Source organism: Sphaerisporangium sp. TRM90804, assembly GCF_029846175.1.
Taxonomy (GTDB): Bacteria; Actinomycetota; Actinomycetes; order Streptosporangiales; family Streptosporangiaceae; genus Sphaerisporangium.
In genome coordinates this window covers 100,627-120,146 of sequence record NZ_JARWAC010000028.1, presented here as the reverse complement: position 1 = coordinate 120,146, position 19,520 = coordinate 100,627, and the positions used below count along the sequence as shown (strand labels likewise).

The 19,520-nt window shown below is 73.1% G+C and carries 17 protein-coding genes; 7 read left to right on the top strand and 10 right to left on the bottom strand.

Annotation, left to right across the window (positions count from 1 at the left end; translation table 11 throughout):
* Nucleotides 1-249 precede the first annotated feature (249 nt).
* Nucleotides 250-837, top strand: coding sequence for a hypothetical protein (locus PYR91_RS31105; RefSeq protein ID WP_279785624.1), 588 nt, complete (start codon nt 250-252; stop codon nt 835-837).
* 90 nt (nt 838-927) lie between these two features.
* On the opposite strand, the gene cysS is transcribed toward PYR91_RS31105, so the two are convergent.
* The 7 genes from cysS to PYR91_RS36435 all read right to left on the bottom strand — a co-directional run bounded on the left by cysS (nt 928) and on the right by PYR91_RS36435 (nt 11,231).
* The gene (gene cysS / locus PYR91_RS31100; RefSeq protein ID WP_279785623.1) at nt 928-2,316 is read right to left on the bottom strand and encodes a cysteine--tRNA ligase; all 1,389 of its coding nucleotides are present in this window, start codon (nt 2,314-2,316) and stop codon (nt 928-930) included.
* 61 nt (nt 2,317-2,377) lie between these two features.
* Entirely contained in the window at nt 2,378-4,222 is a 1,845-nt protein-coding gene (locus tag PYR91_RS31095) for a sigma factor-like helix-turn-helix DNA-binding protein (RefSeq protein ID WP_279785621.1), read from the bottom strand.
* 67 nt (nt 4,223-4,289) lie between these two features.
* Nucleotides 4,290-6,365 carry a UvrD-helicase domain-containing protein gene (locus PYR91_RS31090; RefSeq protein WP_279785618.1) on the bottom strand — a complete coding sequence of 692 codons (2,076 nt, stop codon included), beginning with the start codon at nt 6,363-6,365 and terminating at the stop codon, nt 4,290-4,292.
* 11 nt (nt 6,366-6,376) lie between these two features.
* The gene (locus tag PYR91_RS31085) at nt 6,377-8,935 is read right to left on the bottom strand and encodes a hypothetical protein (protein ID WP_279785616.1); all 2,559 of its coding nucleotides are present in this window, start codon (nt 8,933-8,935) and stop codon (nt 6,377-6,379) included.
* 95 nt (nt 8,936-9,030) lie between these two features.
* Nucleotides 9,031-9,813: a class I SAM-dependent methyltransferase gene (locus tag PYR91_RS31080; protein WP_279785614.1), complete on the bottom strand. Its 783-nt coding sequence runs from the start codon at nt 9,811-9,813 to the stop codon at nt 9,031-9,033.
* 117 nt (nt 9,814-9,930) lie between these two features.
* A complete protein-coding gene (locus tag PYR91_RS31075; protein ID WP_279785612.1) occupies nt 9,931-11,013 on the bottom strand; it encodes an ABC transporter substrate-binding protein in 1,083 nt (360 codons plus the stop codon).
* Nucleotides 11,014-11,090: 77 nt separating this feature from the next.
* Nucleotides 11,091-11,231, bottom strand: coding sequence for a hypothetical protein (locus PYR91_RS36435; protein WP_347943754.1), 141 nt, complete (start codon nt 11,229-11,231; stop codon nt 11,091-11,093).
* 197 nt (nt 11,232-11,428) lie between these two features.
* Here PYR91_RS36435 and fdxA point away from each other — a divergent pair, with 197 nt between their 5' ends.
* The 3 genes from fdxA (at nt 11,429) to PYR91_RS31055 (ending at nt 13,617) form a co-directional block, all read left to right on the top strand.
* On the top strand, nt 11,429-11,755 hold the full coding sequence (gene fdxA / locus PYR91_RS31065) for a ferredoxin (RefSeq protein WP_279785640.1): 327 nt from the start codon (nt 11,429-11,431) through the stop codon (nt 11,753-11,755).
* A 105-nt stretch (nt 11,756-11,860) separates the two neighbouring features.
* The gene (gene dapC / locus PYR91_RS31060) at nt 11,861-12,940 is read left to right on the top strand and encodes a succinyldiaminopimelate transaminase (protein ID WP_279785638.1); all 1,080 of its coding nucleotides are present in this window, start codon (nt 11,861-11,863) and stop codon (nt 12,938-12,940) included.
* Nucleotides 12,941-12,951: 11 nt separating this feature from the next.
* Nucleotides 12,952-13,617 (top strand): DUF4178 domain-containing protein, encoded by a 666-nt coding sequence (locus PYR91_RS31055; protein WP_279785608.1) that lies wholly within the window; start codon nt 12,952-12,954, stop codon nt 13,615-13,617.
* A gap of 112 nt (nt 13,618-13,729) precedes the next feature.
* On the opposite strand, the gene PYR91_RS31050 is transcribed toward PYR91_RS31055, so the two are convergent.
* On the bottom strand, nt 13,730-14,560 hold the full coding sequence (locus PYR91_RS31050) for a hypothetical protein (protein WP_279785606.1): 831 nt from the start codon (nt 14,558-14,560) through the stop codon (nt 13,730-13,732).
* A 56-nt stretch (nt 14,561-14,616) separates the two neighbouring features.
* Here PYR91_RS31050 and PYR91_RS31045 point away from each other — a divergent pair, with 56 nt between their 5' ends.
* The 3 genes from PYR91_RS31045 to PYR91_RS31035 all read left to right on the top strand — a co-directional run bounded on the left by PYR91_RS31045 (nt 14,617) and on the right by PYR91_RS31035 (nt 17,561).
* Complete coding sequence (locus tag PYR91_RS31045; protein ID WP_279785605.1) at nt 14,617-15,453, top strand: 2,3,4,5-tetrahydropyridine-2,6-dicarboxylate N-succinyltransferase; 837 nt, start codon at nt 14,617-14,619, stop codon at nt 15,451-15,453.
* Complete coding sequence (gene dapE, locus PYR91_RS31040) at nt 15,446-16,513, top strand: succinyl-diaminopimelate desuccinylase (RefSeq protein WP_279785603.1); 1,068 nt, start codon at nt 15,446-15,448, stop codon at nt 16,511-16,513. The genes PYR91_RS31045 and dapE overlap by 8 nt, the downstream gene beginning before the upstream one ends.
* Before the next feature lie 250 nt (nt 16,514-16,763).
* A complete protein-coding gene (locus PYR91_RS31035; RefSeq protein WP_279785601.1) occupies nt 16,764-17,561 on the top strand; it encodes a TIGR00730 family Rossman fold protein in 798 nt (265 codons plus the stop codon).
* A gap of 13 nt (nt 17,562-17,574) precedes the next feature.
* On the opposite strand, the gene PYR91_RS31030 is transcribed toward PYR91_RS31035, so the two are convergent.
* A complete protein-coding gene (locus PYR91_RS31030) occupies nt 17,575-18,498 on the bottom strand; it encodes an NADP-dependent oxidoreductase (protein WP_279785599.1) in 924 nt (307 codons plus the stop codon).
* Between the two features lie 4 nt (nt 18,499-18,502).
* Nucleotides 18,503-19,141: an HD domain-containing protein gene (locus tag PYR91_RS31025; protein WP_279785598.1), complete on the bottom strand. Its 639-nt coding sequence runs from the start codon at nt 19,139-19,141 to the stop codon at nt 18,503-18,505.
* Nucleotides 19,142-19,520: the final 379 nt, after the last annotated feature.

The following is a 19,520-nucleotide window of genomic DNA, read 5'->3' as shown; positions in this document are numbered from 1 at the left end:
GCCCCCCCCCCCCCCCCGGGCCCCCCCGGGCCCCCCCCCCCCCGGGCCCGGGGGGGGGGGCCCCGGCCCCGGGGGGGGGGGGGCGGGGGCCCCGGCGGGGGGGGGGGGGGGGGCGCCCCCCCCCCCCCCACCGTCTCCGTTTCCCCGGCCCGGTGACGCCTGCCTCGCGGCGGGAACGGACAGGACACGGAGCGACCCCGTACCACCTATGCCGCCGGCGACCGAACCGCCGGCGCGGGAGGCGACAGCATGGACCCGACCACTCGCTCGCGATCGGCCGCGACCTCGGCGGTGGTCGCGCTCCTGGTCACGGCCGTCGCGGCGTGCGGCGCGCCGGGCACCGCGGGCGGGCCGGCGCCCGCGCCGCCGGGCGGCGGCTCCTCCCTTCCGGAGAAACCCCGCACGCCCGGCCAGCCCGAACTCGCGCTCATGGCCTCGCAGATCGACGCCTACCTGCGGGAGAGCCGTCCCGGCGAGTACGCCGGGATCGCCCTCGACCCCGCGGGGGGTTCGCTGATCGTCTACCGGCGGGAGTCCGCCGGCCTGGACGCGGCGCTGCGCCAGAGGTTCCCCGGCGCCCCGGTCGAGCCGCGCGACGCCCCGCACTCCCTGCGCGAACTGGACGCCCTCGCCGAAACGGTGCGCGACGACATCCCGTACTGGCAGGAGCGGGGAGTCCCGATCACCTCGGTGGCCGCCCGGGTGGACGGCACCGCCGTCGAGGTCGGCACACGCGACGTGGCCAGGGCGTCCGCCGAGCTGCCGCGGCGCTACGGCTCCTCGGCGCCGATCGACGTCGTGGACGCCGACCCGGCCCTGCCCACGCCGCCCCGGTGACCGGTCGCGGCGCGGCGGCGCCACCCCCGGTCACCGGCTCCGGCCGGTGACGCGCCGGCGGACCGCCACGCGAGGCGGCGGCTTGAGGGCTCAGCTCCAGGTCTGGCCGTCGGGGGTGTCGACGACCTTGACGCCCAGCTCGGCCAGCTCGTCGCGCAGGCGGTCGGAGGCGGCCCAGTCTCTGGCGTCGCGGGCCTGGCCGCGGGCCTGGAGCAGCTCGGCCGCGCCCGCCGGCAGCACCGGCGCCGCGGGCGGGCGGCCGATGTCGGCCGACAGGTCGAGGCCCAGCACGTTGTCGAGGTGTAGGAAGGTCTCGAACCGCGACCCCGGCGCCACGGCGTCGTCACGTTCCAACTCACGCACGACGCGCAGCGCCGTCGGGGTGTCGAGGTCGTCGTCGAAGGCCGTCTGCGCCCGCTCGGCGTGCCCGGCGCTGATCGGCGCGCTCGGCGACTCGGCCCACTCGGCGACGCGCTGCCGCCACCGCCGCAGGGTGCGGTCGGCCGCGCGCAGGGTGTCCCACGTGAGGTTCATCTGCTGCCGGTAGCGGTGCTCCATGAGCGCCAGCCGCACCGCGAGGGGGTCGAGCCCGGCGGCCTCGACGTCGGACAGCAGCACGACGTTGCCGGTCGACTTGGCCATCTTGCGGCCGTCGAACAGCACGTGCTCGCCGTGGACCCAGTGCTTGACGACGTCGTGGCCGACGGCGGAGTTCGACTGGGCGCGCTCGTCCTCGTGGTGGGGGAAGCGCAGATCCTTGCCGCCGGTGTGGACGTCGATGTGCTCGCCGAGGAAGCGCAGCGACATGGCCGAGCACTCGATGTGCCAGCCGGGGAAGCCGCGGCCCCAGGGCGTCTCCCAGGTCATGTCGCGGTCGGAGCCCTTCCACAGGGCCCAGTCGGCGTGGAAGCGCTTGCGGGGGTCGACGCCCTCGACCCGGTGGCCGGGCTTGAGCGCGTCGAGCCGGTTGCCGGAGATCTCGCCGTAGGTGGGAAAGCTCCTGGCGTCGAAGAACACCGAGCCGTCGTCGACGGCGTAGGCGTGGCCCTTCTCGATGAGCTTGGCGATCAGCTCGACCATCAGGTCGATGGTCTCGGTGGCGCGCGGCGTGTGCTCGGGGGCGCGGATGTTCAGCGCGGCGGTGTCGCGGCGGAAGGCGTCCTCGTAGTAGCGGGCCAGCTCCAGGGCCGAGCGGCCCTCGCGGCGGGCCTGCTGGAGCACCTTGTCCTCGCCGGAGGGGTCGATCTCCTCGTCGTCCACCAGGTGGCCGACGTCGGTGATGTTCTGGCAGACGACCGGCCGCACCCGGTGGCGGTCGAGGGAGCGCCGGATCAGGTCGGGAAGCAGATACGACCGCAGGTTGCCCACGTGGGCGAACCGGTAGACGGTCGGGCCGCAGGTGTACACGCGAATGGCGCGCGCGCCGGCGGGCACGACCGTCTCGAGCCGCCTGGACCTGGTGTCATACAGCCGTAACATGCCACCGAGCTTAGGACATCGGCCCCCGGCTGTCCGGCCTCCGCCGAAGCGTCATACCGGCTCAGAGTGGGTCTGGGGCAAGAAACGCCAAGATGTCCCGATCGCCGCGTTCGCGAAGCCGGGTAAGGACCTCCTCGCGCGAGGCGCCCTCCGCCAGGCCGATGCGCGCGCCGATCAGCCGCAGCGCCTCGGCCTCCGAGGCCACCGGCGCGGTGTACCCGATCAGGTGCAGCGCCATGTTGATCGGCGGCAGCCCCTGCGCGGCCTGCGGCAGGTAGCGGGTCAGCAGCTCGCCGCCGTCGGACACCGTGAGGAAGATCGAGTCGCCCTCGGCCGCGTTGTACTCGGCCAGCACCGCCCTGACCGAGCCCATCGTCGGCTGGTTGTGCCAGCTGATCACCACGTCGCCCGAGGGGGTCGAGGTGGTGAGCTGCCCGCCGGGGGCCATGCCGAGGTGCGCGGCGAAGCCCGTGGGCAGCGGCGAGCCCGAACCGCGCAGGTGCTCGGCGTTGACGTCGACCCGGTGCCACCAGCGCCCGTCGCGGCTGCGGAACGACCGCCTGGTCATCGACACGTCGCGGCGCGGCTGGTACGGCTCCGCCTGCTCGGGCGCGGCGACGCGGATCCACCCTCGCTGGGTGCGCTCGAACCCCGGGCCGCCCGCGTAGGCGCGCACCGAGCTCTCGCTCACCTCGTAGCGCGTGGTCAGGTTGGCCACGATGCTGTTCACCGACGCCTCGCCGCCCGCGCGTTCGATCTCCCGGACGATCATCTCGCGGATGCCGATGTACTCCTCGCCGCCCCAGCGCGTCAGCCCGTACCTGTTGCGGTCGACGCGCAGGAAGCGCTCGTCGGCGGTGAGCTGGTTGCGGATGCCGACCAGGCTGTAGTCCTCGCCGATGCGGGTCTGGATCTCCTCGGGGCTGAGCGGCCCCTCGGCGACGGCCAGCACGGCCTCGGCCTTCTCGTTGACGCTGCGCGGCCAGGGCACGACGTGCCCCTCCAGGACGCGCAGGTGCGGGACGGAGGCCAGCCAGCGCTCGGCGACGTCCTCCCTGAGGCCGAGCTGGGCCACCATGGTCACGGCGTCGGGCAGCTTCACCGGGCCGTCGCCGAACAGCTGGCGGGTCTTCTCCTTCAGCTCGTCGGCGCCCCCGGCCACCAGCCAGCCGTCCACCTGGTCGTAGCCGGTCAGCAGGGTGCGGACGAACCGCCACGTCGGCACGCCCAGGGTCGCCAGCTCGGCGCGGTGCCACGGGACGGCCGCGGCCAGGTCGTCGGCGGGGACGGCCGAGCCGAGCCGGCCGCGCAGCCACACCAGGTGGGCGGCCAGCGGCGCCGCCTCGGGCGCGGCGAGCCGCGCCTGCACGTGGTCGCGCAGGTCGCGCTCGATCTGCCTGATGCGCTCGCGCGTGACCGAGAACCGCTGCGCCAGCTCGTCCAGCGTCACCCGGCGCTCGGCGTACACGCGGTCCTTGGCGATGGCGCGCTGCCGCTCGTCGAGCGGGGAGAAGATGTCGTCGATCAGCTCGGGGATCGGCCGGTCGGGCCGCGACGCCGGGGGCGCCTCGCGCCCGGGGGAGTCGGAGGCGAGCAGCCGCTCCAGCACCCCGGCGAACAGCGCGCGCGCCGGCTCGCGGCCCTCGGGGGTGCGCAGGCTGACCTCAGGATCGGTCATCCGCAGCAGCGGCAGGATGTCGCCGAGCGGCAGGTGCCCCCAGCACGCCGTCGCGAGGTCGGCGAGGCGTGTGGCTACCTCAGCGGTCCCCGCGATCAGGCATGCCCGGTCGAGCGGCAGCGCCTGCCACCACGCGTCCGGAAGACGGGGATCGCTGGCGATCGGCTCGACCTGGCTGGGTGCGGTCCAGCGCAGGGGCGGCACGATGTCGCTAAGGCTCAGATTCATGGGGGTCCAACCGGGTGGGGCGTGGTTTCGGATCAGGCGGGGCTCATCCGCGGTTCAGGTTATTGGGTCATGGTGGCAGAAAGGGACTTGCCCGGCCTGAATAGGACACGTAAAGGCGTTCACCAGCCCGTGTGCAGGCCATATAAAGCAGCCCCCGCTCGCGCTGGAGGTCGTGCGCCCGCGCGGTCGGATCCTCGTCGGCGGGGGTCAGCGCGTCCGGGGCGGGCACGACGCCCTCGCTCACCCCGACCAGCGCGACCCGCTGGAACTCCAGGCCCTTCAGCCGATGGAACGGCGTCACCCGCACGTCCACCCCGCCGCCGGCGAGCGCGGCCCTCGCCTCCCTGACCAGCTCGCTCGTGCGGGCGGCCACCGCGATCCGGCCGGGCGGCACGCCCTCGTCGAGCCACTCCCTGACGTGGTTGGCCAGCCCGGCCAGCTCGGCCTCGTGCGAGGTGTACTCGCGCACGTCGGGCCGGCCGCCCTGCCTGGCCGGGCGCAGCCCCGCCAGGCTGGTGGCGCCGTCGACCAGGCCGTCGGCCGGGCCGCCGCCGCGCACCCGCAGGCACCACGAGAGGATCTCGCCCGGCGGGCGGTAGGAGACCGAGAGCCGGAACGTCTCGGCCTTGATGCCCAGCGTGCTGAGCGCCACCCGGGTGTCGAAGACACGCTGGTGCGGGTCGCCGACGATGAACAGGTCGTCCGGGCCGGGCGGCACGGCGGCGCGCAGCAGGCGCCACTGCGCCGGGTGCAGGTCCTGCGCCTCGTCCACCACGATGTGCCGGTACGGCTCGCGCCGGGGGGCGTCGTCGCCCAGCAGGTCACCGGTCGTGCGGCCCAGCAGCGTGCAGGCCTCGGCCGCCAGTTGGAGCAGCGTGCGCCTGCCGGTGGCGCGCAGACGCCCGGTGACGTACTCGATCGCCTTCCAGACCGCGGTGCGCTCCTGGTAGTCGAGCTCGACGCTGCGGCCGGGCCGTTCGGCGGCGAGGTACTCCCGCAGGCTGCACAGGTTCTGGGCCAGGATCACCTGCTCCCACTCGCGCATGAGGAACGCCGGGCCGTGCAGGTCGCCGGAGATCTCCGACGCCTCCCGCCACAGCACGGCGAGGTCGGAGCCGCCGACCAGGGGCGGGGGCCGCCCTTCGGCCTCGGTGACGATGCGGTGGGCCAGGCGCTCGACGTTGCCCACCTCGATGCGGTCGAGCACCCGCTCGTCGCCGTCGGCCAGCAGGCGCAGCCGCGCCGCCGCGTCGGCGGCCACGGCCTGCGAGAACGTCACCACCAGCACGCGGCCGCCGCTCTGCCGGGCCAGGCGGGCGGCGCGGTGCAGCGCCACCAGGGTCTTGCCCGTGCCGGCGCCGCCGACGACCAGAATCGGGCCCTGGTGGCCGAGGTGGGAGACGAGGCGGTGCTGGACGGGGGACAGGAACGTGCGCCAGCCCGGCGCGGCCAGCACGCGGTCGAGCGCCTCGGGGTCGGGCACGAACACGGCGCGGTCGGGCGTGCGCTCCAGGGCGGCGGCGAGGTCGCCGGCATCGATCTCCCCGATGGGCGGCGTGGCCGCGCACGAGTCGAGCGCCCGCCACGCCTCGGCGATGGACCCGCCCTGGGCGAGGGCGGCCAGCGGGGCGTGCTGGCTGCCGGGCAGCAGCGGCTCCAGCGCGTCCAGCGTCACTTCGGAGGTGACCAGGCGAAGGAGGGGCAGGAAGGCGGGGTCGATGCCCAGCGTCAGCAGGTCGGTGTCGCAGAAGGGGGCGAACAGCCGCATCTCGGTGGACTCGGCGGCCCGGCGCAGCGACGGCTCGACGCCTTCGAACGCCTCGTCGTCCCAGATCTCGGCGATGCCGATGGCCGCGTTGACCGCGAAGCGGTGCCGCTGGGCGTACGACCACGCGTCGGCCTCGGGCAGCACGGTGACCATCCAGAACACGTCGCGCTGCCGCACCACCACCCCCCGGTGCCGGTCGGTCAGGCGCAGCGTCGCGACCCGCGCGTCGCGCGTGTTGCGCACCCGCTCGGGGTGCGGCGCCGAGGTGGTGTTCATCAGGAAGTGGCGCAGGGCGGTCACGGCCTCGCGGCGCGTGTCCTCGGCGAGCGCGCCGAGGTCACGCAGGACCTCGGGGGCGATCGCTAGCCGGGGCACCGCCGCTCCCGTCAGACCATCAGGGACAGCAGGTCGCGGTCCCCGCGCTCGCGCAGCCGGTTCATCAGCTCGGGCAGCCCGACCGGGCCGGTCATGCCGATGCGGGTCGCGAGCACGCGGATGGTCTCCTCAAGCGTCTCGACGTCGCCGCCGGCGGTGTGGCCGGCCAGCCGCAGGGCGCGCGCCCCCTTGTCGGCGTCCACGGCGGACGCGGGCACCAGGCGCGCGCGCAGCACCTTGTCGTCCTCGGCGACGGTGAGGAACAGGTGCGCCCCCGGAGCGGCGCCCATGTCGTGCAGGAGCTGCCCGAGGGAGTCGATGACCGGGCGCGCCTGCCAGCTCAGAGTGATCTCCCCGGCGGCGCTCATCACCGAGCGGCTCTCGCCGGGCGACATCCCGAGGTAGGCGGCGAACCCGCTCGGCAGCGGGCACTCCCCGCCGGTGATCTGCTCGGGGGCGATGTCGACCCTCAGCCACCACAGGCCGTCCGGATGGCGGAAGCAGCGGCGGGTCATCGAGACGTCCTTGAGCTGGCCCGGCGGCGCGGAGGCCGCCTGCTTGGGCTCGCCGGCCCGCCCGGTGTCCTTGGCGGCGGGCTTGCCGCCCTTCTTGGTGCTCTGTATGCGCAGCTGGGGGACGTTCTCCAGCCACTCCTTGGCGACCTCGGGATGCACGCCGAGACCCGAGACCAGCTCCAGCGCGCGGGCGACGGTCGGCGGGCGGTCGGCGTCCAGGATGAGCGCGCAGGTGCGCTCGCGCAGCTCGGCGAGATCGCCGCTGACCACCCACTCCTCCTGCACGGTGTAACCCGGCAGCGTGGCGAGCACGAACTGCCAGGCCGGGACGTCCAGGGAGCGCAGCTCCCGGGTGTGCCAGGGGGCGGCGCCGACCAGGCGCGCCTTGGGCGCGGCGACGCCGAGGGTGCCCGAGAGCTTCTCCAGATGCCGGGCGTAGGGCGCCGCCTCGTCGCTGTCGAGCCAGTCGGCCAGGCGCAGGCGCAGGTCGTCCTCCAGGGTGAGGATCTCCTCGGCGGGGACGGCGAACAGCTTGGCGAGCTCCTCGGGGGCGGCGGGGGAGTCGGTGAAGACGTGGTTCTGCGCGACCGCCCACGTCTTGTCGTCCAGGCCGGAGAACGCGGCGTCGATGAGCCCGGGGATGTCGGGCTCGGCGTCGCCGCCGCGGGGGGCGCCGGTGCCGAGGTCGCCCGTGGTGGTGCCCGCGCCGCGCTCGGCGGCCGGCGCCTCCTCGTGGTGCTCGGCGGCCTCGTGCTCCGCGTGCTCAGCGTCCTCGGGCTGCCCGGCGTCGAGGACGTCGGGGACCTCGGGGTTCTCCAGCGGCTGGGACGCCTCGTCCTGCGGGTGGGCTCCGGAATCCGCTTCGGCCTCATCGAGGGCCCGCGCGTCGGAGGGCTCCGGCGAGGCGCCGGGGTCGTGCGCCTCGGACGCGTGGGCCTCGGACGCGTGGGCCTCAGGGGCCTCGGCGTGCTCCGCCGGCCCGGTGTCCTCGGGGTCGCCGTCGTGGTCGTGCGCGGCGTCGTGCGACCGGTCGCCGGCTTCCCGGGCCTGGGGGCCGGTGTCGGCGCGCTCGGGCCCGTACGGGCTGGATTCGCCGGACGGGCCGGACACGGCGCCGAAACCGCCCGGCCCCGGGCCGAACGGGTCGGAGCCGGCGGCGAACGGTGCGGGCGGCGAGCCGAACGCGACCGGCCCGGGGTCGAACGGCTCCGGCGCGGGACCGGGCACGAACGGGCGCGGGTCGAGGCCGAAGCCGGGGGCGGCCGGGGGGCGCTCGGGGCGCGGCGGCGGGGTGAACATGGAGGTCCGTGACGGCCCGGCGTCGCCCTCGCGCCCGGCGAACCCCCGGGAGACGTTCTCCAGCGCCGCCTCGGCCATGCGGGCCGCGGCCAGGCCGAGCGGGTCGGCGTAGTCGGCCGAGGCCGGCTGGCGCTTCGGAAGCGGGGGCAGGGGCCGCACCGGGAGCCGGTCGGCCTCCGGGGAGCCCTGGGCCGGGGAGGCGGCGTGCGCGCGCGCCGCCTGGCGCGAAGCCTCGTCGGGGGCACGCGCGGGCTCGGGCACCATGCCGTGGGCCGCCTGCTCCGGCTGGGCCGCCTGGCGGGACGCCTGCCCGGCCTCGGCGGACGCCCTGCGCGCCTGCCGCGCCGCGGCGTCCGCCGGCTGGGCCGCGGCGCCCGCCGGGGCCAGCCGGACGAACACGGCCGTGAACAGGGCCGTCAGCACCGGGCGGACCCGGATGAACGGCTGGTCGGACAGCTCGCGCCCGGTCAGCGCCAGCAGGCCGTGCCAGGAGCCGGCCCGGTCGAGCGCGATCGACACCTGCGGCTCGTCGGCCTCGTCGGGGTCCATCACGTGCAGGGCGGGCAGGACGTCGCCCACCGAGGCGGCCGGCCAGTGTTCCAGTGCCAGCTCCGTCAGCAGCTCACCGAGCGCATCGGGGCCGAGCACGGCGAAGACCCGCGTGACGGGGGTCGCGCGCCACCACGCGTCCGGCAGGCCGGGGAGGTCGCGGAGCTGCGAGAACCCCGTCGCGTCACTCCAGCGAAGCGGAGGCACGAGATCACTCAGGCAGAAGTTCATCCCGTTCCCTCTCCGGTGATTCCGTTGACCAGAGACCATAGTCTGGCAAATCGCACGATCGTAGGCGTCGCTTAGGCCCGCACGGCGGCGAAACGAAGACGGACATAGTCGGCCACCCAGCCCGACTCCCGGCGCAGCGCCGGTGCGGCGAGCTCGTTCACCCGGCGCAGCAGCGGCTCGACCGTGCCGGGCGGCACGTCGTCGAGCAGGGAGCCGGCGAACATGCGCACCCAGTCGGCGGCGCCGTCCGGGCACTCGTCGAGCGGCGTGGGCCGGTCGAAGTACTCCAGGAGCCGCACGGTGAAGCCGGCCTGCTCAAGACGCGTCGCGTACTCGGCGGGGCTCGGGAAGTACCACGGCAGCTCGGGCTCGCGCAGGCCGTACTCGCGCCAGGCCGTGAGCATCGCGGAGGTCAGCGCCGCGCAGTTTCCGGCGCCGCCCAGCTCGGCGACGAAGCGCCCGCCGGGGTTGAGCGCCGCGCGCACGCAGCGGATCACGGCGTCCGGGTCGCGGACCATCCAGTGCAGCGCCGCGTTGGAGAACACCGCGTCGCAGGGCCGGTGCAGGTGGAAGTTCCCCCCGTCGCCGATCATGAACTCCAGCCCGGGGTGCTGGGCCACCGCGACCTCGATCATGGCCGCCGAGCCGTCCAGGCCGAGCACGGTGGTGCCCCTGGCGGCGATCTCGCCGGTGAGCACGCCGGTGCCGCACCCGAGGTCGAGGATGCGCTCGCCCGGCTGTGGGTCCAGCAGTTCGATCAGCGGCGTTCCCTGCGCCGAGACGTAGCCGAACGAGCTGTCATAGGCGCGAGCGTTCCACCGCATCAGGCTCGGCGTGTCGTATCGCAAGGCCATCAGCTCGCATTCTCAGACATCGCTTTCCGTGTCCGTAGGTAAAGACACTTTAGAGCCTCGATGTCGGCGCGACACATCGGTCGGCGGGTCTGCCCGGCGCCGCCCGCCGCCCCGGCGTCACTTCATGGACGCCGCCCAGTTGGCCTTCAGAAAGCTCTTGGCCTCGTCGGCCTGGGCGATGGTGAGGAAGACCGGCGTGCCGGACGCCCGCGGCAGGTGGGACGCCGCCTGGGTGTCGAGCGTGCCCTTCATCTCCAGCGCCTCCATGCGGGCCGGGCGGGCGAATCCCTTGAGGAAGAGGTTCTGGGCCTCGTCGCTGAACAGGAACTCCTGCCACAGCCGGGCCGCTGCCGGGTGCGGCGCCTTCTTGCTCACGGCCTGTACGTAGTAGGACGCGAGCACCGCGTCGGAGGGGACGACCACCTTCCAGGACGGCTTGTCGTCGCTCGCGGTCTCGGCCGCCTTTGCGGCGTTCACGTAGTCCCAGTCGACCAGCGTGTTGGCCTTGGACGGCGCGCTGTAGCGGCCCGAGCCCCGCAGCTTGGTGAAGAACTCCAGGCCGCGCCTGGCCTCGGGCCGGCCCGACCTGAGCGAGGCCGCCATCACGCCGTTGAAGGCGGAGGCCGTGCTGAGCGGGTCGCCGGGCAGCGCCACGGAGTATCCCGGCTTGAGCAGGTCGGCGAAGCCCTTGGGCGCCGGCACCTTCCGCGGGTCGTACCCGATCGACATGTAGCCGCCGTAGCCGGCGTACCAGAGGCCCGTGGGGTCCTTGACCTGGTCGGGGATGTCCTGCCACGTGGTCACCTTGTACGGCGCGAACCGCTGGGTGTTGGCCGCCGCGACCTCCACGCTGAGGTCGAACACGTCGGGCGCCTGCTGGGGCGGCGCCTTCCTGGCGAAGTCGATCTCGCGCTGGCTGCTGGCTCCGGGCTCGGCCACGTTGACGCGGATGCCGTACTCGCCGGCGAAGCGGTCGATGACGGCTCCGAAGTTCACCCAGTCGCGCGGGACGCCGACGAGGTTCAGCGCGCCTTCACGCCGCGCGGCCTCCACCAGGCGGTCCATGGTGCCGAACCCCGCGGCGAGGCCCGCGGCCGTGGGGTTCACCGGAGTGGGCTTCTTGGGTTCGGTCGTGGCGGAGGAGCACCCGGCCACGGCGGTGGCGAGAAGCGCTGCTGCGACGACGGCACGTGAGGTCACCTCACGCATACTGAGCGTAACGTCCGCGCGCGTCGAGGAGGCACGCGGATCATTGGACCGACCTTGGCGCGGGGCCGCTAACGGCCGGGCGGGCGCTCGGGGACGACCTTGGCGGCCACGACGGTCTCCTCGGAGATCTCCACCACGGCGCCGTCGCGTCTGCGAACCCGTAGAACACCGTTGGCCCACGATTCGAGGACCCCTACGGTGTCACGCATGCCATCGGAGTCCCTGCGACGGACCGTGACGCGTCGTCCCACGTCAGAGGCTGAGACGGCCACAACGAAGCGGCCGCCGAACTGAGGGGCCACCAGCTTTCCCCCCCTCGCGTTCCGGACACCTGGTCGGCACGGCAATACTAGGTCTAGCAACCCGCGGTCGAGTCGTGCCCTGGCGCGGAAAGAAGGAGTCCAAGGTGACCTACGTCATCGCGCAGCCTTGCGTGGATGTCCTGGACAAGGCGTGCATCGAAGAGTGCCCCGTCGATTGCATCTACGAGGGTAACCGCATGCTGTACATCCACCCTGACGAGTGTGTCGACTGCGGGGCATGCGAGCCCGTCTGCCCGGTCGAGGCGATCTTCTACGAGGACGACACGCCTGACCAGTGGAAGGACTTCTACAAGGCCAACGTCGAGTTCTTCGACGAGCTCGGCTCGCCCGGCGGCGCGTCGAAGGTGGGCAAGATCGAGCGGGACCACCCACTCGTGGCGGCGCTCCCACCGCAGGCCTCCGAGCACTGACCTTCCGTTCGCGGTCACCGACGCCGCGGGGTACCGTGACCGCTTGGTCGCGGTGCCCCGCGTCCGTGTGTCGTGGGTCAGGTGCGAACTTCTGGGGGTGACGCGGTGATCGGGCTGCCCGACTTCCCGTGGGACCGGCTGGTGCCCTACAAGCGACGGGCGGCGGAACACGCCGGCGGCATCGTCGACCTCTCGGTCGGCACGCCCGTCGACCCGGTGCCCGCCGTCGCGCGCGAGGCCCTCGCCGGCGCGTCCGGCGGTCCGGGTTACCCCCTCACCCACGGCACCGAACAGGTGCGCCGGTCGGCCGCCGGGTGGCTGGCCCGCCGCCACGGCGTCACGGTCGACCCCGCCGACATCCTGCCGACGATCGGCTCCAAGGAGCTCGTCGCCTGGCTGCCCACGCTGCTCGGCGTGGGCCCCGGCGACCGCGTCGTGCTGCCGTCCCTGGCCTACCCGACCTACGACGTCGGCGCGCGGCTGGCGGGGGCCACCCCCCACCCCACCGACGGGCTGCTCGGGCTCGGCCCCGAGCGGGTGCCGCTGGTCTGGGTGAACTCCCCGTCCAACCCCACGGGCCAGGTGCTGCCCGCCGAGCACCTGCGCAAGGTCGTTGAGTGGGCCCGCGAGCGCGGCGCGGTCGTGGCGTCCGACGAGTGTTACATCGAGCTCGGCTGGGAGCAGACCCCCGTCTCGATCCTGCGCCCCGACGTCTGCGGCGGCTCCCACGAGGGCCTGCTGGCCGTCCACTCGCTGTCCAAGCGCTCCAACCTGGCCGGGTACCGCGCCGGGTTCGTCACCGGCGATCCCGGCTTGGTCGCGCGGCTGCTTGAGGTGCGCAAGCACGCGGGCATGATCATGCCGGGCCCGGTCCAGGCGGCCATGGCCGCCGCCCTGGACGACGACACGCACGCCGAGGAGCAGCGCGAGCGGTACGCCGCCCGGCGCGCCCTGCTGCGCCCCGCGCTCGAGAAGGCCGGCTGGCGGGTCGAGCACTCCACGGCCGGGCTCTACCTGTGGGCGACGGACGACCGCGGCTGCTGGGAGCAGGTACAGGCGCTGGCCGAAATGGGGATTCTGGTCGCTCCGGGGGATTTCTACGGAACTGCCGGCGGGTCACATATCCGAATCGCCATGACAGCGAGTGACGAACGCATCAATGCGGCGGTGCTCCGGCTCCAGTAGGATCCCGCGGCATGACCGTTGCGGTCGTGCTCGCAGTGAGCGCAGCCATCTTCGTCGTCGTGCTGGGCGCGTTCCTCGGCACGCGGCGGTCCGAGCGCACGGCTCGGCCGGCCCCCAAGCGGCCGCCGGAGCCCGCGCCCGACCCGTCGTCCACGACGCACCCGGGTTTGGCGCGGCCGGTCGTGCTGGACCCCGAGCACCTCGACCCGCGGACGATCAAGGTGGCCGACACCATCGACCGCCAGGGCACGCGTTCGCGTGTCCTGGGCGCCCTGCACCTGGCGTGGCAGGGCAACCAGTGGACCGAGTACCTGCTGGAGCAGGGCAGCCGCCACTACCAGTGGCTGTCGGTCCGCGAGCGCGAGGGCGCGACGCCCGACGACCCGCCGCACCTGGAGGTCTACCTGCTGACTCCGGTGCCCACCGAGGGCATGGTGCCGGCCAAGCGGATGCTGATCATGGAGGGCGTGGAGTTCTCGCCGGTCCAGCGCGGGCGGGCCGCCTTCCGCTCCGAGGGCACCACCGGCTACCCCGACCGCGGGCTGGTGGACTTCGCCGACTACCGCGCCGCCGACGGGCGCCTGCTGAGCTTCAACCGCGTCCAGGGCCAGCAGTGGACCGCCGCCTACGCCGAGCCGCTGTCGCCGGGCTCGATCCACGTGGAGCGCATGCTGTAGCCCGCCAGGGCCCTCTCAGGTAGCCTCCACGGCCCGTCGGGGCCTCGGTCACGCCTCAAGGTCAGCACACCGCCCGCCGTGCCCTCAGGCCGGTTCACGGCCCGCCGTGCCCTCAGGTCAGCTCCACCTCGCGCGCGGGCGCCTTGGCGTCGGCCAGCCAGCCGTCGTGGCCGGTCTCCGCCCGCCACCGGGCGCCGGCGAAACGCACCTGGTGCAGGCCGAACTTCTGGGCGTGGGCGACCGACCAGGTGGCGATCAGCCACCCCCGCCTCGCCGAGGCCGCGCCGATCTGGTTGCCGGAGGAGGCCGTCGTCCCGAGCGCCCGGACGAGCTCCTTGCGAGCCTTGGCGGCCTGGTAGGCGACCGGCTTCTCGGCCGTCGGGTACCAGCAGTGCACGGCCTTGGGCACCCGGCCGGTGAACGCCTCGGAGAGGATCTGGGCGTCCACCTCGTGCTGGGCGTAGGCGGAGCCGTCGGCGGAGCGTTGTACTGCCTGCGCGGCCTCGTGCAGCGGCAGCTTCTGGTAGCGCTTGATCTTCACCAGGGCGGCGAAGAACCGCTGCGTCGCGTACACGGGGTCCTGAAGCTGCTCGACGGTGCCCCAGCCCTGCGACGGCCGCTGCTGGAACACCCCCACCGAGTCGCGGTCGCCGAAGGGGAGGTTCAGCAGCTTGGACTCCTGGATCGCGGTGGCGTAGGCGATCTCCAGGGCGCGCAGGGGCAGCTTGCGGCGGGTCGCCACCGCGGCGATCGTGGCCGCGACCTGCGCCTGCTCGATCTCGAGGTCGAGCGTGCCCGCGGAGGTCTTCACCTCGCAGTGCTCACCCAGCGCGAACGGCTGCGCCCGGTTCAGAAAGTGATAAACCGCGAAAAAGATGGCTGCGGCCAGGACGACAACGATGACGATGATCGTCAGAACCGCTTTGGAGAGTCGCCGTGCCACGAAGATGAACCTACCGGCCCGGCCGTGGTGGTGGAGCGGCACTAAGCTCCCCTTGCATGAGCGAGACCTTTGAAAGCCCGTTGCCCCCGGCCGTCGACGAGCTGTGGGAGCGCCGCGCCGAGCTGTCGCCCGACGATTCCGACGCGCGCGGCGTCGTCGTCGGCGCCGTCGACATGCTGGACACCGGCAAGGCCCGGGTCGCCTTCGTCGACGCCCCCTCCGGCGAGGTGATCGTGGACGAGCGCGCCAAGCGCGCCATCCTGCTCAGCTTCCGCGTGCTCGGCATGGTCAGGAGCCAGGTGGGCGACTTCCACCACAACGACCGCATCCCGTTGAAGACCTCGCTGGAGGGCGTGCGCGTGGTGCCGGGCGCCATCGCCCGCTGGGGGTCCTACCTGGCCCCCGGCGTCGTGCTGATGCCCTCGTACACCAACATCGGGGCCTACGTCGACAGCGGCACGATGGTGGACACCTGGGCCACGGTGGGCTCGTGCGCGCAGATCGGCAGGAACGTCCACCTGTCGGGCGGCGTGGGCATCGGCGGCGTGCTGGAGCCGCCCAACGCCGTCCCGGTGATCATCGGCGACGAGGCCCTGATCGGCAGCCGTTCGATGATCGTCGAGGGCGCCCGGGTCGGCACCGGCGCCGTGGTGGGCGCGGGAACGATCCTGTCGGCGTCCATGCCGGTGATCGACGTCGAGACCGGCGAGGAGATCAGCCGCGGCCAGGTTCCCGACTGGTGCGTGGCGGTCGGCGGAACGCGCGACAAGAAGTTCCCCGGCGGCTCCTTCGGCCTGCCCTGCGTCCTGGTGCTCAAGCGGCTGGAGGCCGGCAAGCGCCACGACAAGGCCGAGCTGAACGACGTCCTGCGCCAGCACGGCGTCAATGCCTGACATGCCGGTGCTCGACCCGCACGGCGACGTCCGGGCGCTCACGGCCGCGCTCGTCGACATCCCCTCGGTGAGCGGTGAGGAACAGGCGATCGCCGCCGCCATCGAGGCGGCGCTGGCCCCGCTGCCGCACCTCACCGTCGTCCGCGACGGCGACGCCGTGATCGCCCGCACCGACCTCGGCCACGCCGAGCGCGTGGTGATCGCCGGGCACATCGACACCGTGCCCGTCGCAGCCAACCTCCCCTCGCGCGTCGAGGGCGACCTGCTGTACGGCTGCGGCACCTCCGACATGAAGAGCGGCGTGGCCGTGGCGCTGAAGCTGGCCGCCGCCGTGGCCCGCCCCACCCGGGACGTCACGTACGTGTTCTACGAGTGCGAGGAGATCGAGGCCGCGCGCAACGGGCTGGCCAGGCTCGGCCGCACCCGCCCCGAGCTGCTCGCCGGCGACTTCGCCGTGCTCATGGAGCCCACCGACGGCGAGATCGAGGGCGGCTGCCAGGGCACGCTGCGCGCGGACGTCACCGTCACCGGGCGGCGCTCGCACAGCGCCCGCTCCTGGTTCGGGGTGAACGCCATCCACGGCGCCGAGCCCGTGCTCGCCCGGCTGTCGGCCTACCAGGCGCGCGAGCCGGTGGTGGACGGCCTCGCCTACCACGAGGGGCTCAACGCCGTCGGCATCGCGGGCGGGGTGGCAGGGAACGTCATCCCCGACGCCTGCGTGGTGACCGTCAACCACCGCTTCGCGCCCGACCGCTCGCTGGAGCAGGCCCAGGAGCACGTGCGCGAGGTGTTCGCCGGGTACGAGGTGCGGTTCACCGACGGCGCCCCGGGCGCCCGCCCGGGCCTGACGCACCCGGCCGCCGCCGCGTTCGCCGCCGCGATCGGCGGCACGCCCAGGGCGAAGCTCGGCTGGACCGACGTTTCGCTGTTCTCCCGGCTCGGCGTCCCGGCGGTCAACTACGGCCCCGGGGACCCGAACCTGGCGCACCAGCAGGGCGAGTACGCCTCGCTGACCAAGATCGTCGAGTGTGAGCGCAGGATGCTCGGCTGGCTCTCCTGAGGCCGCCAGGCCCGGCCGCGGCCGGCTTCCGGCGGCGGGGCCTGGGGGTGGGCACAAAAGAAAGTGGCTTTCCTCGCCGGCCATTTGGCGGGGAAAGCCACTTTCAGTCCCGAGCAGCACCCTCGGCTCTTAGACGCAGCCTCGTGAACAAACGGTTCCGCCGTCGGTCGCAGATTGTTCAAGATTCTTTCCCGGGGGTGCGGCGCAGAGTATGGCCGGAGTGGCCGCCGGTGCCGTTAGCGTGACATGCATGAGCAAAGCATCACGCGAGGAGCGCAGGCAGGGGCCGTCACTGGTCAGGGGGAAGTTCCTTCCGCAGTCCACCTACGACGAGCGGCTTCTGGACCACCGGGGTTCGGCGGAGTGGGTGCACAGCGACCCATGGCGGGTCCTGCGCATCCAGGCCGAGTTCGTCGAGGGCTTCGGCCAACTGGCGGAGCTGCCGCGCGCCGTAACGGTCTTCGGCTCCGCGCGCACCCCCGCCGGCGCGGCCGAGTACGAGCTCGGGGTCAAGCTCGGCGGCGCCCTGTCGGAGGCCGGATACGCCGTGATCACCGGCGGCGGCCCTGGCTGCATGGAGGCGGCCAACAAGGGCGCGCGCGAGGCCGGCGGCGTGTCGGTGGGCCTCGGCATCGAGCTGCCCTTCGAGCAGAAGCTGAACGACTACGTCGACCTCGGCATAGAGTTCCGGTACTTCTTCGTCCGCAAGACCATGTTCGTGAAGTACTCCGAGGCGTTCGTCGTCCTGCCCGGCGGCTTCGGCACCCTCGACGAGCTGTTCGAGGCGACCACCCTCGTCCAGACCGGCAAGATCACCAAGTTCCCGATCGTGCTCATGGGAACGGAGTTCTGGCGCCCCCTGCTCGACTGGATCAACGGAACCCTGCTGACCAGCGGCATGGTCTCCCCCGACGACCCCCAGCTGCTCCACGTCACCGACGACCCCCACGAGGCCGTCCGCTACATCGTCGAAAGCCAGGGCCAGGCCGAACAACAGGCCATCGAGGCCCGCGTCCAGGCCGCGACCGCGGAAAGACTGGAGTCGTGACTCCAGGTCTCGGCTAGTCCTCCTCCGTGACCCGAATGATCGTCTTGCCGGGCGTGCGGGGGTGGCGGGCGAACGCGGAGACCGTTTCGGACAGCGGCCGCACGGCGCCTACGACGGGGGTGAGCCGTCCGGCGCGAAGGCGCTGGGCGAGGTCGGTCAGCCGTGCGCGGTCGGGTTCGACGACGAAGAAGACGGCTCGCCCGTCCTTGGGCCGCACGGTGGGCGGCATGGCGATGGTGACGAGGGTGCCGCCCGGGCGCACCAGTTCGGCCGACCGCCGCAGGACGTCGCCGCCGATGACGTCGAACACCACGTCCACCTCGTCGGCGTCCCGCAGATCGTCGGCGTCCAGGTCGAGGAAGGCGTGCGCGCCGAGGCCGAGCGCGACGTCACGGTCGCCGGCGCGGCCGGTGCCGATCACGCGGGCGCCCACCTCTCGCGCGAGCTGGACGGCGATCGAGCCGACGCCGCCCGCGGCGCCGTGGACGAGGACGGTCTGGCCGGTCGTGAGGCGGGCGTGGTCGAACAGTCCCTGCCACGCGGTCAGCCCGGAGATGGGCAGCGCGGCGGCCACGGTGTGGCCGATGTCGGCCGCGAGGGGGGCGAGGTTGCGAGCCTCCACCGCGGTGTACTCGGCCAGGGATCCGTCACGGGCCCAGTCGGCCAGCCCGAACACCCGCTGGCCCACGGTGAGGCCGGTGGTTCCGTAGCCGAGTTCCACCACGACCCCGGACAGCTCGTGCCCGGGGATGCTCGGCGTCCGGTCGCGGCCGGCGCGGTCGGTCCACGTTCCCGGCCAGTCGAGCTCTCCGGGGGTGAAGCCCGCGGCGTGCACGCGCACGACGACGTCGTTCTCCGCGGCGTGGGGGTACGGCATGTCGGTCAGGGTGAGACCGGCGACACCCGCGTCACGGTCTCGCGCGATGATCGCTCGCATGAGGTCAGCTCGGCCAGGGGGAGCCGACGATGCGCTCGACCGTCGTCGTGCGCTGGAAGCCGGGAACGAAGTGTTCGAGCACGTCGGAGTTCACCGTGCCGTTCGTGGTCTCGGGACGGTCTTTGAGCCCGTCGACGTAGGTTCGCAGAAACTCGTTCTTGAAGTCCCCTCGCGGATGGGCGGCGAGGATCTCGCCAAGCCGGCCGGGTTCCAGTTCGTCCAGGCCCAAGCCGAGCACGTCGGTCAGGACGCCGAGGTGCGTGGCCGCGATCTCCGGGCCCATGCGGCCGGGGATGCCCGGCGTGGTGTGCAACGCGATCGCCGTCCAGACGGTGTCGGCGGCGGCCGTCGAGAAACCCCTCTCCAGGAGGAATTCGCGCGCGTGGTCGGCGCCGTCCACCTCGAAGCGCTGCTCGACTTGCGAGAACGGCGTCAGGAGGCCGCTGTCGTGGAACACGGCCGCCAGGTAGAGCAGCTCCGGGTCCGGTTCGACGCCGAGCCTGCGCGCGTGGATGAGGCCGAAGAAGAAGACTCGCCGGGAATGGTGGTAGATGAGAGGGCTGGTCGTCTCCTGGATGCGCCTGGTCGCCTCGGCGACCGCCGCCGTCTCGGGAATCTCCAGCCCCGCGATGACCTTAGGCATGACCTCTGACCCTCCGAAAATATGCCGGGCTGTTAGCAGTGTGTCCGACTTTCATCCTCCCCGCCGGACGGCGTGCGGCCACATCCACGAGCGATCCGAGGATCGATCCTTAAGTGAGTCACGGTCTAAGGGAGTCCACCTGAGGTGTCAGGTTGGCTTCACGGTGAAATACCGCTGATGTGCCGCACGTTGACCGACCGGTGTCCGGATAAGGACATGGAGCGACGGTGCCGACGGCCGGGATCGCGCATGTCACGAAGTCCGGCACCCCCAGGTGACGACCACCGGGCCCCTCCCGCGCACCGATAAACACGAAGCCGGAATCTCGCCTATCGGCCATCCGACTATCCGCTTTACCAAGCAATTGATAAAGCGTCAA

Excerpts from the sequence above, each read along its gene's own strand:
- PYR91_RS31105 (WP_279785624.1), top strand. The coding sequence starts at position 250 with ATGGACCCGACCACTCGCTCGCGATCGGCCGCGACCTCGGCGGTGGTC.
- cysS (WP_279785623.1), bottom strand. The coding sequence starts at position 2,316 with ATGTTACGGCTGTATGACACCAGGTCCAGGCGGCTCGAGACGGTCGTG.
- PYR91_RS31095 (WP_279785621.1), bottom strand. The coding sequence starts at position 4,222 with ATGAATCTGAGCCTTAGCGACATCGTGCCGCCCCTGCGCTGGACCGCA.
- PYR91_RS31080 (WP_279785614.1), bottom strand. The coding sequence starts at position 9,813 with ATGGCCTTGCGATACGACACGCCGAGCCTGATGCGGTGGAACGCTCGC.
- PYR91_RS36435 (WP_347943754.1), bottom strand. The coding sequence starts at position 11,231 with ATGCGTGACACCGTAGGGGTCCTCGAATCGTGGGCCAACGGTGTTCTA.
- PYR91_RS31055 (WP_279785608.1), top strand. The coding sequence starts at position 12,952 with ATGACCGTTGCGGTCGTGCTCGCAGTGAGCGCAGCCATCTTCGTCGTC.
- PYR91_RS31045 (WP_279785605.1), top strand. The coding sequence starts at position 14,617 with ATGAGCGAGACCTTTGAAAGCCCGTTGCCCCCGGCCGTCGACGAGCTG.
- dapE (WP_279785603.1), top strand. The coding sequence starts at position 15,446 with ATGCCTGACATGCCGGTGCTCGACCCGCACGGCGACGTCCGGGCGCTC.
- PYR91_RS31035 (WP_279785601.1), top strand. The coding sequence starts at position 16,764 with ATGAGCAAAGCATCACGCGAGGAGCGCAGGCAGGGGCCGTCACTGGTC.
- PYR91_RS31030 (WP_279785599.1), bottom strand. The coding sequence starts at position 18,498 with ATGCGAGCGATCATCGCGCGAGACCGTGACGCGGGTGTCGCCGGTCTC.
- PYR91_RS31025 (WP_279785598.1), bottom strand. The coding sequence starts at position 19,141 with ATGCCTAAGGTCATCGCGGGGCTGGAGATTCCCGAGACGGCGGCGGTC.